This window comes from Solirubrobacter deserti, assembly GCF_027587175.1.
In the GTDB taxonomy this organism is placed as follows: Bacteria; Actinomycetota; Thermoleophilia; order Solirubrobacterales; family Solirubrobacteraceae; genus Solirubrobacter; species Solirubrobacter deserti.
The window spans coordinates 1-13,067 of sequence record NZ_JAPCID010000092.1; the positions used below are offsets into that span (position 1 = coordinate 1).

A 13,067-nucleotide genomic window follows, 5' to 3' on the forward strand; every position below is an offset into this window, starting at 1 on the left:
CCTCGCCGCGCGCCGCCGCCTCGCCGCGCACCGGCGCCTCGCCGCGCGCCGCCGCCTCGCCGCGCGCCGCGTCCTCCCCGCGCGTCATCGGCGGCGCAGCGTGAGGTTCACGACCGCGCGCTTGTCGTCGAGGTCCACGACGCGGCGGATGAAGACGGGCTCGAAGCGCTCGTCACCGTCGACGGCCACGTGGATGTTGGGCTCGCCGAACTGCGGGATCGTCGGGGGCGTCTCGATCCGGTAGCGGCCTTCGTCGTCGGTGCGGACCGAGGCGCGGTTGTCCTGCTCTCCCCCGGTCTCGGTGGCGAGCCAGACCTGGACGCGGACGTCCTCCAAGCGCTCGCAGCCGAGCGACTGGCGGACGAAGCCCTCGATCACGAAGCCCTCGCCGAGCGACTCGCGCTCCGGCGCGTTCTCGATGTAGTTGTTGTCGCCGCCCGGGTTGGAGTCCGTCGCCTCGCAGTTGCGGCGCTGCTCGGGCTGCTCGGTCGCCCCGGGCTCCGGCGGGTCGGGGGTCGGGGCCTGCAGCTCCGTGCGGCCGTCGTCACCGACGTTCTCGGCGCCCGTGCCGGACTCCTCGCTGGTGACGAGCGCAGCCGCGACGCCGGCCGTCATCAGCACGATCACGAGCGCCAGCAACCATGGCCGCATAGACCTCTAGATGTAGTACATGGTCGCGCCCGCGGCCTGGTTCTCGCGCTCGACGACGTCGTTGATCGTCGTCTTGGCCAGCACGGCGCGGGCCGCGGCCGCGGCCTCGGCGAAGATGCCCTCGGCCTCGGCGCCGAGGCGGCCGTCGAGCAGCTCGACGACCTCGAGGACGGTGACCTCGGCCGGCTCGCGAGCGAAGGCGTAGCCGCCCTTGACGCCGCGCTGGGAGCGAAGGATGCCGGCGCGGCGCAGGACCGCGAAGAGCTGCTCGAGGAACTGGACGGGCACGTCGCGGCGGCGCGCGAGCTCACCGATCGGGACGGGGCCGGCTCCGCCGGTGCGGGCGAGCTCGGCCAGCGCGCGGATCGCGTAGGGCGACTTGGTCGTGATCGAGAGCACGTGTCAATGCTGACACGCGGGGCGGTCAGTCGGCGTCCCAGCGGGCCAGGTGGGCGCCGCAGACGTCACAGCGAAACAGGTAGCCGGTCACGCTGGCCTCGGGGTCGAGGGCGTCGATGAGCTCCTCGACCTGCCCAGGCGGCCAATCGTGGACACTCGTCTGCGCGCGGAGGTCGTCGCAGGCGTCGGGGTACTGGCGGAACTCACCGGCGCGGGGCTGGCCGAGGTAGACGGCCGGCTCGCCACAGTGGACGACCCAGGCCCAGTCCTGCCAGGTGACAAAGCCCGGAGTGCGGCGCTCGACGATCGCCGCGAGCGCGGGTGCAGCGCCGGCCTCGATCTCGTTGAAGCGCGCCGCAGCGCTGCCGTCGGCGATGCACCAGGGACAGAACCGCGCGTCTTCCGGGACGTCGGCCGCGTACAGCAGCGAGGTCGCGATCCAACCGCGGGCGCGCTCGCACGCCCCGCACACGGCCGTCGCGCGCTCGAGCGTGCCGTCGCTCACCGGGTCCGGATAGAACCGGAACTCGGGGAGCGACTCGCTCACGAAGGCTTACAACCAGCCGCGCTCGGTCGCGTGCAGGACGGCCTGCGCGCGATCGACGGCGCCGAGCTTGCCGTAGATGTTGTGGAGGTGCGTGCGGACCGTCGACGTGCTCAGGGAGAGCTCGAGCGCGATCTGCTTGTAGACCATGCCCTGGGCCAGGCGCTTGAGCACGTCCAGCTCACGCGTGGAGAGCGGGCACGGCTCGACCGCGCGCGGGCGGTCCTGGGACGGGTACGGCAGGTCGTAGAGCACCGAGCGCAGCTCGGACGGGCCGAAGCCGACGGTGCGGGCGGCGCGCAGGAGCTCGGTCGAGGAGACCGGGGAGCCCTGCGAGTAGTGCGCGAGCATGTCGGCGAGGCGCACGAAGGCGGCGTCGCCCTGCGCGTCGTCGGAGTGGTGGCGCTCGATCGCGCTCGCTACCGCGTTCGGGAGGTTCCAGCGGCGGGCAAGAACGCCGCCGACCAGCGCGTGATCGACGCCGAGCTCGCGGCGCTCGTAGTGGAGGCGCTCCTCGGGCGTGCGGGCAGGGCCGTGGACCTGCTTCGGGTAGCCCGGGTAGGCGTGCATGAGCACGAGCTTGCCGACGTCGTGCAGCAGGGCGGTGATGAGCAGGCGGTCGCGGTGCGCGTAGCCCGCGGCCGCGGCGAGGCGGTCGGCGGCGCGCTGGACGGCGACGGCGTGCAGGCGAAAGCGCTCGGGAGCAGCGTCCCACGTCTTGCCGCGCTCGAAGAACTCGAACGTCTCGGCGTTGGTGGCGAGGCGCTGGACCGCCTCCGGCGAGAGGACCTCGACGGCGGAGACGACGGACTCGACCTGGCCGCGCTTGGGCGAATCCAGGCCGTTGGCCAGGCGCATCACGGAGATCACGAGCGCGACGTCGGACTCGATGGCCCGGACGACGTCACCCGTGGACGGGTTCTCCTCGCCGGTCAGGGCGAGCAGGCGGTTCCGCGACTCGGCCAGCGCCGGGAAGACCTCGAGGGCCTCGAAGGCAGCCGTGAGTCGCTTGCCGTGCCCCTCGTTACGGGGACGGCCGACGACGGCGTACGGCGCGTCGCCGCGGGGGCGGGGCCGGACGGCGGCCGGTGCGGTTGCGGTGCTCATGAGTGAGTCATCGACCGCAGGAAGCTGTTCTGGAGTGTGGCCGGTAGTCAAGGTCGCGTCACCTTGACTCTGTATCGGCACCACTCGACCGATGGTTGAGGCCCCCGCCACTTCGTCCTCCTCGTTCCCCACTCAAGCCTCAAGCGATCGTCCCACCCTCTTGAGGGTTTCCTCGCGCCCCAGCAGCGCGACCGTGTCGAAGATACCGGGTGAAACGGTCGTACCGGTCAAAGTGACCCGTAAAGGCTGGTAGACCGCCTTGGGCTTCATGCCCAGCGCTTCGGGCACGACGCGCAGCGCTTCCTCCACACTGGACGCGCTCCATGGCTCTGGCAAGCCGTCCAGAGCGGCCCGGACCTGCTCCAGCGCCGTGCGCGACTCCGGCGGCTCGAGGAATTTCTCGCGCGCCTTCGGGTCATCACTCGGACCGTCATAGAAGGAGCCCGCCAGCGGCCAGAACTCCGCGAGCGTCGAGATCTTCTCCTGCGTGATCTCGACCGCCGGCTTGAGCCCTTCGCGCCCGGTGAACTCCTCCAGGCGCGCCGTCAGGTCCTCCACGCTCAACTCCCGCACGTAGCGCCCGTTCATGTGGCGCAGCTTGAGCTCGTCGAACACGGCCGGGTTCTTAGAGACGCGCTCCAGCGAGAAGTTCCGCTGCAGCTCCTCCACCGTGAAGAACTCGGTCTTGTCGTCGTAGCCCCAGCCCAGAAGTGCGAGGTAGTTGACCACTGCTTCTCTGAGATACCCCGAATTCCGGAGATCTGACACGGAAGCCGCGCCATGACGCTTGGAAAGCTTCTTGCCATCGGTCCCGTGGAGCAGCGGAAGATGCGCGTACGTCGGCGGCGTCGCTCCTAGTGCGTCGTAGATCCGAAGGTGCTTGGGCGTATTGGAATAGTGATCCGCGCCCCGGACGACATGCGTGATCTGCGCGTCGCTGTCGTCGACCACGACGGCGAGGTGGTAGACCGGCGTGCCATCGGCGCGCGCGATCACGAGATCGTCGAGTAGGACGTTCTCGAACGCCGTCTCGCCGCGGATGATGTCGTTGACGACCGTCACGCCCTCGTCGGGCATCCGCAGCCGGATCGCGCCCTCGGACTCCTCCTGCCCGCGGAAGCCGCGGTTGTCGTTGGCCTCCTTGTAGGCCTTGACCACGTCCGGGCCGGCCGTCGTGCGGTAGGCCTTGCCCTCGTCGAGCAACTGCTGGACGACGCCGGCGTGGCGCTCGGCGTTCTGGGACTGGTAGATCGGCCCCTCGTCGTAGTCGATCCCGAGCCACTCGAGGCTCTCGAAGATCAGGTCGACGTTCTCGGGCGTTGAGCGCTCGCGGTCCGTGTCCTCGATGCGCAGGACGAGCTGGCCGCCCGAGCCGCGGGCGAGAAGCCAGTTGTACAGTGCCGTCCGCGCGTTGCCGATGTGCAACGCGCCTGTAGGCGACGGAGGAAAACGAACGCGCATGATCACCATCCTATGTTGATCGGCGCCCACGTCTCCCCCGCGGGCGGCCCGGCGAACGCCGTGACCCGAGGGGAAGAGCGCGGCTGCCGGTCGATCCAGATCTTCAACCAGTCCCCGCGGGCCTGGAAGGCGAGGGTCTACTCCGACGAGGAAGTCGCTGCCTTCCACAAGGCGATGGAGGAGTCCTACGTCGTGGAGGCGCTCGTCATCCACGCCGTGTACCTGCTCAACTGCGCCTCCGAGGACCCGGAGATCCGGTCCAAGTCGCTGGAGTCGCTGAAGGTCGCCCTGAACGCCGGCGCGCAGCTCGGCGCCGTCGGCGTCGTCCTGCATCCGGGCAGCGCGCTCAAAGACGGCGGACCGGTGGACGAGGCGATCAAGCGCGCCTCCGAGGTCATCAAGGAGGCGCTGGCGGAGTCCGAGCAGTGCAAGCTGCTGCTCGAGGACACCGCGGGTGCCGGCGGCACGCTGGGCCGCTCGTTCGAGGAGCTCGCCGCGTTGATCGACGGCGCCGGCGGCGATGAGCGGCTCGGCGCCTGCCTGGACTCCTGCCACCTGTTCGCGTCCGGCTACGACGTGCGCACTGCGGAGTCGCTGCGCGCTGTGATCGACGAGTTCGACAAGGTCGTCGGCTGCGACCGGCTCGGCGCCCTGCACGTGAACGACTCGATGACCGAGCTGGGCTCGAACCGCGACCGCCACACCAACCTGGGCGACGGCGAGATCGGGCTGGAAGGCATGATCGCGTTCCTGTCGGAGCCGCGCTTCGAGGGCCTGCCGGTGATCTTCGAAGGGCCCGGGCGGCTCGGGAAGGGCGTCGAGGCGGTGGACATGGCGTGGGCGCACGACCTGCGCGCCCGCGGGCTCGCCGCACAGCTCCACAGCTAGTTCCCAGCCGGTTCCCAGGATCGGGTGCGACCTTGGGGACATGAGCGATGACCACGACAAAGGGCTCGGCCACGACCTGCCTCGCCTGATCAGCCGCCGCCGGGCGCTCGGCGTGATGGTGGGTGGCCTCGGCTCGGCCGTCCTCGTGGCGTGCGGCGGGTCGTCGGGCGAGCCGACGACCGCCACCGCCAGGGCGACCGCCACGTCGGGCGAGCAGATCCCCGAGGAGACCGCCGGCCCGTTCCCGGGCGACGGCACCAACGGGCCCAACGTGCTCACCGAGAGCGGCGTCGTGCGGTCCGACATCACGCGCAGCGTCGGTGACGCGTCCGGGGTCGCCGAAGGCGTGCCGACCACGATCGACCTCACGCTGCTCGATGTCGCCGGCGGCGGCGGGCCTCTCGCGGGCGCGTCCGTGTATCTGTGGCACTGCGACCGCGAAGGCCGGTACTCGCTCTACGACGAGACGATCGGCGGCGAGAACTATCTGCGCGGCGTGCAGGAGTCCGACGCTGACGGGAAGCTGCGGTTCACGACGATCTTCCCCGCGGCCTATGAGGGCCGCTGGCCGCACATCCACTTCGAGGTCTACGAGAGCCTCGACGCCGCCGTGGCCGGGACCGGGAAGCTGCGCACGTCCCAGCTCGCGATCCCGCAGGCCGCGTGCGAGGCCGTGTACGCGACCGCCGGCTACGAGCAGAGCGCGCAGAACCTCGCGGGCACCTCACTGGACACCGACATGGTGTTCAGCGACGGCTACCGCAGCCAGCTCGCCACCGTCACCGGCGACGTGGCGAACGGCTACACGCTGTCGCTGAACGTCGGCGTCTAGGCCGCGGCCGGCGCGGCGGCGGCGCCCAGGATGTCGTCGAGCTCGGCGCGCAGCCCGGCGTCGCGCGCCTGGACGCGGTAGCCGGCACCGAACTTGAGCCGGCGCAGGCCCGTGCGGGTGTGCATCTCGAGCACGAACTCGGTCTCGCCCGGGTAGCGCTCGAACAGGTCGCGCAGGTCCTCGATCACCGTCGCGGGGAGCTGGGAGGCGTCCACGCGGCGCTTGAGGGCCTTCGGCGCCGTGGCCGCGACCTTGGCCAGCTGGGCCTTCGCCTTCTCGATCTCGGCGTCGCTCGGGTCGAACTTCTCGACCGAGGAGACCACGAGGGAGACCTTGCCCTGCTCCTTCTGCTCGACCTTGCCCTTGACGAGCATCGTCGCGTCCGCCGCGATCAGCTCCTCGATCGAGGCCATCACCTCGTCGAAGACCACGATCTCGACCGCGCCCTCGAGGTCGCCGAGCGTCGCGAACATCATCATCTTGCCCGAGCGGGTGCGGATCTTCTTGTGCTCGGTGATCATGCCGCCGACGCGCCGCCACTCGCCGTCGCGCTGGTTGACGAGCTCGGCGATCGTGCAGTCCGTCTTGACCTGCAGTGCCTCGCTCACGCGCTTGAGCGGGTGCTCGGAGATGAAGACGCCGATCGACTCCTTCTCCATCGACAGCAGCTCGTTGCGCTCGTACTCGTGGGTCGGGACTGGCGGGTGGCTCGGGGCCGCGGCCGGCGCGTCGCTCCCGCCGCCCATGTCGAACAGGTCGAAGATCGAGCCCTGGCCCATCTGCGCGTCCTGCTGGGCGCGCTGGCCGGCCTGCTGGGCCGCGTCCAGGACTTCGAGCATGCCGCGGCGCGTCGCCCCCGTGGAGTTGAACGCGCCGCACTTGATCAGCGCTTCGATCGAGCGCTTGTTGACGACCCGGCCGTCCACGCGCTCGCAGAAGTCCCACAGTGACGTGAACGGGCCGTCCTCGCGCGCGACCTTGATCGCCTCGACCGCGGCGTAGCCGACGCCCTTGACGGCGTCCAGGCCGAAGCGGATGTTGCCGTCGACCACCATGAACTCGTGGTCGGACAGGTTCACGTCCGGCGGCAGGATCTCGATCCCCATCTGCTCGGCCTGGTTGACGAAGAACGGGACCTTGTCCTTCGTGTCCATGACCGACGAGATCAGCGCCGCCATGTACTCGGCCGGGTAGTTGGCCTTCAGCCACGCCGTGCGGTAGGAGATCAGCGCGTAGCAGGCCGCGTGCGACTTGTTGAACGAGTAGTCGGCGGACTTCTCGTTGGTCGCCCACAGCGACTCGATCACGTCCGGCGCCACGCCGTTGGCCCGGCAGCCCTCCACGAACAGCGGCTGCAGCTCGGCCATCGCCTTGCGGTTCTTCTTGCCGATCGCCTTGCGGAGATCGTCCGCCTTCGGGCCCGAGAACCCCGCCAGCTGCTTGGCGATCTGCATCGCCTGCTCCTGGTAGAGGATCACGCCCTTGGTGGACTCCGTGATCGGCACCAGGCGGTCGTCGATGTACTGGATCGTCTCCGGGTTGCGCTTGCCGCGCGCGTACGCCGGGATCTGGTCCATGGCGCCCGGGCGGTAGAGCGCCACGAGCGCGACGAGGTCCTCGAACTCGGTCGGGTTGACCTTGCGCAGGGACTCGCGCATGCCCTCGGATTCAAACTGGAACACGCCGACCGAGTCGCCGCGGGCCATCATCTCGTACGTTCGCGCGTCGTCGAGCGGGATCGCCGCGATGTCCGGCCGCACGCCTGTGGAGCGCTCGATGATGTCCAGCGCGTCCTCGATGACGTCGAGGTTGCGCAGGCCCAGGAAGTCCATCTTCAGCAGGCCGATCTCCTCGATCGGCTTCATGCTGAACTGGGTCACCGTCCGGTAGACCTTGTTGCCGTCCTCGTCGGTGGAGTTCGCGTCCGCGAGCTGCAGCGGCACGATGTCCGTGAGGCTGCGGTCGGAGATCACGACCGCGGCCGCGTGGATCGAGGAGTTGCGGACGATGCCCTCCAGGCCCTGGGCGACCTCGACGATCTGCGCGGCCACCGGGTCCTTGGCGACCTCGTTGGCCAGATCCTGGCCCGGCTCCAAGCACTCCTGGAAGCTCGGCGCGCGACCCATGATCGGGTCCGGGATCAGCTTGGAGAGCTTGTCGCCCACGCCGTAGTCGTGCCCGAGCACGCGCGCAGCGTCCTTGGTGGCCGCGCGCGGGAACATCCGGCCGAAGGTGATGATCTGCGCGACGCGATCGGCGCCGTACTTCTCCTTGACGTACGCCATCACGCGCTCGCGCCCGCGCACCGAGAAGTCGATGTCGATATCCGGCATCGACACGCGCTCGGCGTTCAGGAAGCGCTCGAACAGCAGGTCGTACGCGAGCGGGTCCACGTCCGTGATCCGCAGGCTATAGGCGATGATCGAGCCCGCAGCCGAGCCACGGCCCGGGCCGACGGCGACGCCGTTGCGCTTGGCCCAGTTGACGAAGTCCCAGACGATCAGGAAGTAGGCGTTGAAGCCCATCTTGTCGATGACGCCGAGCTCCATCTCCATGCGCTCGACGGCGTGCGCGGGGATCGGGTCCCCGTAGCGCTCGCGCATGCCGGCCTCGACGAGGCTGCGCAGGTACTCCTTCTCCGACAGGCCGTCCGGGCAGTCGTAGCGCGGGATCAGCTGGCCGCCGAGCGCGATCTCGACGTCGCAGCGCTCGGCGATCTCGATCGTGGACTCCAGCGCCCCGGGGAAGTCGGCGAACGACTGCGCCATCTCCTCCGTCGACTTCAAATAGAACTCGTTGGTGGAGAACGACATCTTCGGCGCCGCGAGCGTGGACTTGGTCTGCACGCACAGCAGCGCCGCGTGGTTCCGGAAGTCCTCCTTGCGCAGGTAGTGGACGTCCGCGGTGCCGACGAACGGACGGCCCGTGTCCTGCTGGAAGGAGCGCATCGCCTCGTTGACCTGCTCCTGCTCGGTCAACCCGTTCTTCTGGACCTCGAGATAGACGTCCTCGGGGCCGAAGATCTGGATCAGCTGGTCCAGGTGCTCGCGCGCCTCGTCGAGGCGGTTGTCCATGATCCGCTGGCTCGTGCGCGAGGCCAGGCAGCCCGTGAGGCAGATGACGCCCTCGGCGTGCTGGGACAGCAGCTCGAGATCCACGCCCGGCTTGCCGCGGTGCAGGCCCTCGAGGAAGCCCTTCGAGGACAGCGTCGTGAGGTTCTTGAAGCCCTCGTTGGTCGCCGCCAGCAGCGTCAGGTGGTTGCGCTCGACCTTGCGGTCTCGCACCGTGCGGTCGTCCACGAAGTAGGCCTCGAGGCCCAGCAGCGGCTTGACCCCGTGCTTCTTGGCCGCCTTGTAGAGCTCGACGGCGCCGTTCATGACGCCGTGGTCGGTCAGCCCGATGGCCGGCTGGTCATAGGCCGCGGCGCGCTCGGCCAGCTTGTCGATGTTGCAGGCTCCGTCGAGGAGCGAGTACTCGGAGTGGACGTGGAGGTGCGCGACCGTCGGGGAGCTCATCGGGGAGGGAACACTAGGTGACGCTTCGGACCGAATCGGCGCGCGCTGCGGAACGTGGGCGGATTGCCGAGCGTCCTCCCGGGTTGACCGCCGCGCGGGCTTGTCCGCGTGCTGCCCAAACTGAACGGAAGTCCGGGTGTTCGACGTCCCGGACCGTTCGGACGTTCGTCCGTTGACACTGTGTTGCTTGACAGTTCCACGCGATCCTCAGAGCATCGTGTCAATGCAGGAACAGGTCGTCCGCGCCCCGTGGCAAACGTTCAACGCGGGGCAGCCACATGCCGGGTTGCCCTTCGCTGGGCGAGAGGACCGCCTGGTCCGTGCACGGACCTCTTACGCGGGCGCAGTGTCCGCACAAGGACTCACCGGTTTGGGGTATTCGGCGTGACGCTCGTCCCGCTCGAGCGCTTCACGGTCGCCGACACGGTCGCCGAGTCCCTGCGCGACGAGATCCTCGGCGGGTCCTATCCCCCGGGCACGGCCGTGTCCGACAGCGAGGTGCAGACGCGGCTGGGCGTCCCGCGCGACCAGGCGCGGGCGGCGCTCGGGCGGCTGGAGCGCGAAGGGTTGCTCGTGCACTCGCTGCACCGCGGGCTCGAGGTCGTGCGACTGTCGGTCGAGGACGTACGCGACCTCTACGCGACACGGCGGACGCTCGAGCTGGCGGGGCTGGAGGCGATGGTGCGCCGGCGGCCCGCCGACGACGTGTGGCTGCAGGCCGCGCTGACGTCGATGACCGACGCGGCCAAGTCCGGCAACGCGCGCGCCGCGGTGGCCGCCGACGCCGCGTTCCACCTGGCGATCGTCGCCTCCGCCGGGTCGCGCCGGCTGCGCACGACCGCCGAGGCCGCGCTGCGGGAGCTGCGGATCGTGCTCGCCGTCGCCGAGCGCGTCGCCTCCGACTTGGACGAGCTCGCCGCCGACCATGCCGGGCTGATGGACGCGCTCATCTACGCGCCGCCGCCGTCCGCGCGCGCCGCGCTGCTCGACCACCTGCGGCGGGGCGAGTCCCGCGCGCTCGCGGTCACGCACGGCGCCTAGCGTCGTTGTCACCTTTCGGGGGCGCCGCGGTGCTCTGGAGGCATGACGATCGAGGTACGCGGGTTGACGCGCCGCTACGGCGACGTGGTGGCCGTCGATGATCTGAGCTTCGACGTGCTCCCGGGCACGGTCACCGGGTTCCTCGGGCCCAACGGCGCCGGGAAGTCCACGACGATGCGGATGGTGCTCGGGCTCGACCGGCCGACCGCGGGCAGCGCACGGGTCAACGGGCGTGCGTTCGCGGAGCTGCGGGCGCCGTTGCGGGAGGTGGGCGCGCTGCTCGATCCCGGCGCGGTGCATCCCGGGCGGACCGGGCGCGCGCACCTGCGCGTGGCGGCGCGGACGAACGGGATCCCGACGGCGCGGGTCGACGAGGTGCTCGCGCAGGTCGGGCTCGAGCGCGCAGCGCGGCGGCGGATCAAGGGCTACTCGCTCGGGATGAAGCAGCGGCTCGGAATCGCGGGCGCGCTGCTCGGGGACCCGGGCGTGCTGCTGTTCGACGAGCCGATCAACGGGCTGGACCTGGACGGCGTGCGCTGGATTCGCGGGCTGCTGCGGTCGCTGGCGGACGAGGGGCGCACGGTGCTCGTGAGCAGCCATCTGATGAGCGAGGTCCAGCAGACGGCGGACCGCGTGGTGGTGATCGGGCGCGGGCGGCTGATCGCGGACACGACGACGGGCGAGCTGATGCGCGGGCTCGGCGCGCGCGTGGTGCGCGTGCGCACGCCGGAGGCGGATGCCCTGCTCGAGGCGCTGCGGGGGCACCGCGTCGCGCGGGCCGGGGTCGACGAGCTGCACGTGTCCGAGAGCAGCAGCGCGGAGGTCGGGGCGCTGGCGCACGCGGCCGGAGTGCCGCTGCACCATCTGTCGGAGCTCGAGCAGTCGCTCGAGGAGGCGTACCTGGCGCTGACCGGGGACGCGGTGGAGTTCGCCGGCCATGGGTGAGCTGTTCGCGCGCACGTGCGCGGCCGAGTGGACGCGCCTGTGGAGCGTGCGGTCGACCTGGTGGTTCCTTGCGGCCGCGTGGGCGATGATGCACGGGATCGCCTTGATGGCGGGCGTGTCGACGGCGGGGCAGCCCGATCCACCCGTCGGCGACCCGGCCTGGGGCATCGCGCCGATCGTCGTGCTGCCGGCGCAGTTCGCGCTGCTGGCGGTCGCCGTGACGGCGGTGACGGCCGAGTACGCGACCGGCGGGATCGTGCCGACGTTGCAGTGGACCCCGCGGCGGTCCGTGCTCTTCTGGGCGCGGGTGGTCGTGACGACGGCCGTGGCGACGGTGCTCGGCGTGGCGTTCGCGTTCACCTGCGGGCTGGTCGGCTGGGTCGCCGCCCGGCCGATCCTCGACCTGGAGGGTGCAGGCGTGCTCGGGACGGTCGCCTTCGTGCTGCTCGCGGGGACGCTGCTGTCGGTCGGGCTCGGCTTTCTGCTGCGCAGCACGGCGGGCGGGCTTGTGGGCGTGTTCCTGCTGCTGCTCGTGCTGCCGGCGTTGCTGCCGCAGTTCGGCTACGAGTGGCTGACCGAGATCGCCGACGTGCTGCCCGGGACGAGCGCGATCTTCCTGCTGACGGAGGAGCCGAGCGGGCGCGGACTGACCGAGCGCGGGTCGGTCGTGCTGATGCTCGTCTGGGCGGTGGGGGCGCTGGCCGGCGGCTGGGCGCGGCTGGTGCGCGACGACGCGGGCTAGCCGCGTGCCCGGTCGGTCCAGCGTTTGAGCGTGGCGACCGCCTCGCGGTCGCCACGGACGACCGGCAGGTCACCGGGCGCGGGCGGCTCGCCTTGCAGCAGCCGGTCGAACGCGGCGCGTGACATCGTCACGGTCGCGTCGGCGGCTGCGCCGGTGGTGTGCTCGACGACGCTCAACCGGACGCCGTCGCGGGCCGTGATGTACCACGCCCGCGAACCCAGCTCCCGGATCTCCTGCGCGACCGTGAACACGTGACCCTTAGTCCACTCGGGCGCGACCGCGTACGGCAGCGCCGCGTAGACCTGCGCCGGCTCGAGCCGCGCGCCGGCCTTCACGGCCTCCGCGAGGCTGAGCGTGGACTCGGCGAGCGCCTTCAGCGGCGGCCGGGCACGCCTGCGACGGCCCGTGATCCGCGCGCTCGGCTTGAACCGCCCGAGCCGCTTGCGGTCCCCGGTGAGCAGCTGCGCCAGCACGTGCGGCTCGCCCGCGAGATGGAAGGCGGCCTGTTTGCGGGGCCGGCGCTTGGTGAGGCGCTGGACCTCGGTTCCGCCGTGGCCGATCGTGACGGCGAACGTCCCGTGGCCGCGGACGGTCAAGTCGTACGAGAGCGGCTCGGCGAGCACCGCGCCCTGCGCGGGCACCAGGCCGGCGATCAGCCCGGCGGCCGCGAGCGGGTTCTCCGCCGCGAGCTCGAGCAACGCGCGCCGGAGCCCGGGCGCGGGCGCGTCGAGGGGTGCCCGCGCCGCTGCCGCGGCGCGGCGGGCGGCGGAGGTGACGATCACGGGACGGTGGTCGCGCGCGGGCGCGACGCCGTCGGGGGGCGGGGCAAGGTCGGGCGGGGCGAGAGGCGCGGGCGCGACGTCGTCGGGGGGCGGGGCAACATCGGGCGCGGCGGCGGGCGCGGGCCCGGCGGCGTCTGGGGGCCCGGCAAGATCGTCGGCA

Annotated in this window: 11 protein-coding genes and 1 pseudogene; 5 read left to right on the forward strand and 7 right to left on the reverse strand. The window is 71.0% G+C overall.

The window, feature by feature from the left end:
* Nucleotides 1-84: 84 nt before the first annotated feature.
* From OJ962_RS33470 to gltX, 5 genes are all read right to left on the reverse strand, one after another.
* Entirely contained in the window at nucleotides 85-651 is a 567-nt protein-coding gene (locus tag OJ962_RS33470) for a peptidase associated/transthyretin-like domain-containing protein (protein WP_202952568.1), read from the reverse strand.
* A gap of 6 nt (nucleotides 652-657) precedes the next feature.
* The gene (locus tag OJ962_RS33475; RefSeq protein WP_202952567.1) at nucleotides 658-1,050 is read right to left on the reverse strand and encodes an RrF2 family transcriptional regulator; all 393 of its coding nucleotides are present in this window, start codon (nucleotides 1,048-1,050) and stop codon (nucleotides 658-660) included.
* A 25-nt stretch (nucleotides 1,051-1,075) separates the two neighbouring features.
* Nucleotides 1,076-1,597: a CbrC family protein gene (locus tag OJ962_RS33480; RefSeq protein ID WP_202952566.1), complete on the reverse strand. Its 522-nt coding sequence runs from the start codon at nucleotides 1,595-1,597 to the stop codon at nucleotides 1,076-1,078.
* Nucleotides 1,598-1,603: 6 nt separating this feature from the next.
* On the reverse strand, nucleotides 1,604-2,701 hold the full coding sequence (locus OJ962_RS33485; protein WP_202952565.1) for an HDOD domain-containing protein: 1,098 nt from the start codon (nucleotides 2,699-2,701) through the stop codon (nucleotides 1,604-1,606).
* A gap of 132 nt (nucleotides 2,702-2,833) precedes the next feature.
* Nucleotides 2,834-4,192, reverse strand: a complete 1,359-nt coding sequence (gene gltX / locus OJ962_RS33490) for a glutamate--tRNA ligase (RefSeq protein ID WP_270006918.1) — start codon at nucleotides 4,190-4,192, stop codon at nucleotides 2,834-2,836.
* Between gltX and OJ962_RS33495 the strand changes: the two genes are divergently transcribed.
* A complete protein-coding gene (locus tag OJ962_RS33495) occupies nucleotides 4,175-5,050 on the forward strand; it encodes a deoxyribonuclease IV (protein ID WP_202952563.1) in 876 nt (291 codons plus the stop codon). The two genes, gltX and OJ962_RS33495, sit on opposite strands and share 18 nt — an antisense overlap.
* Nucleotides 5,051-5,090: 40 nt before the next feature.
* On the forward strand, nucleotides 5,091-5,882 hold the full coding sequence (locus tag OJ962_RS33500) for a dioxygenase family protein (RefSeq protein WP_202952562.1): 792 nt from the start codon (nucleotides 5,091-5,093) through the stop codon (nucleotides 5,880-5,882).
* Here the strand turns inward: OJ962_RS33500 and dnaE are convergent.
* Nucleotides 5,879-9,397, reverse strand: coding sequence for a DNA polymerase III subunit alpha (dnaE, locus tag OJ962_RS33505; RefSeq protein WP_202952561.1), 3,519 nt, complete (start codon nucleotides 9,395-9,397; stop codon nucleotides 5,879-5,881). The genes OJ962_RS33500 and dnaE overlap by 4 nt on opposite strands.
* 384 nt (nucleotides 9,398-9,781) lie before the next feature.
* On the opposite strand from dnaE, the gene OJ962_RS33510 reads away from it, so the two are divergent.
* Genes OJ962_RS33510 through OJ962_RS33520 form a run of 3 tightly spaced genes read left to right on the forward strand, consistent with a single transcriptional unit; the run spans nucleotide 9,782 to nucleotide 12,125 of the window.
* The gene (locus OJ962_RS33510) at nucleotides 9,782-10,438 is read left to right on the forward strand and encodes a GntR family transcriptional regulator (protein ID WP_202952560.1); all 657 of its coding nucleotides are present in this window, start codon (nucleotides 9,782-9,784) and stop codon (nucleotides 10,436-10,438) included.
* 42 nt (nucleotides 10,439-10,480) lie between these two features.
* A complete protein-coding gene (locus OJ962_RS33515; protein ID WP_202952559.1) occupies nucleotides 10,481-11,383 on the forward strand; it encodes an ABC transporter ATP-binding protein in 903 nt (300 codons plus the stop codon).
* Nucleotides 11,376-12,125: a hypothetical protein gene (locus tag OJ962_RS33520; protein WP_202952558.1), complete on the forward strand. Its 750-nt coding sequence runs from the start codon at nucleotides 11,376-11,378 to the stop codon at nucleotides 12,123-12,125. The genes OJ962_RS33515 and OJ962_RS33520 overlap by 8 nt, the downstream gene beginning before the upstream one ends.
* On the opposite strand, the pseudogene OJ962_RS33525 reads toward OJ962_RS33520, so the two are convergent.
* Nucleotides 12,122-13,067, reverse strand: a pseudogene (locus OJ962_RS33525) (hypothetical protein); the annotation flags it as partial. The gene OJ962_RS33520 and the pseudogene OJ962_RS33525 overlap by 4 nt on opposite strands.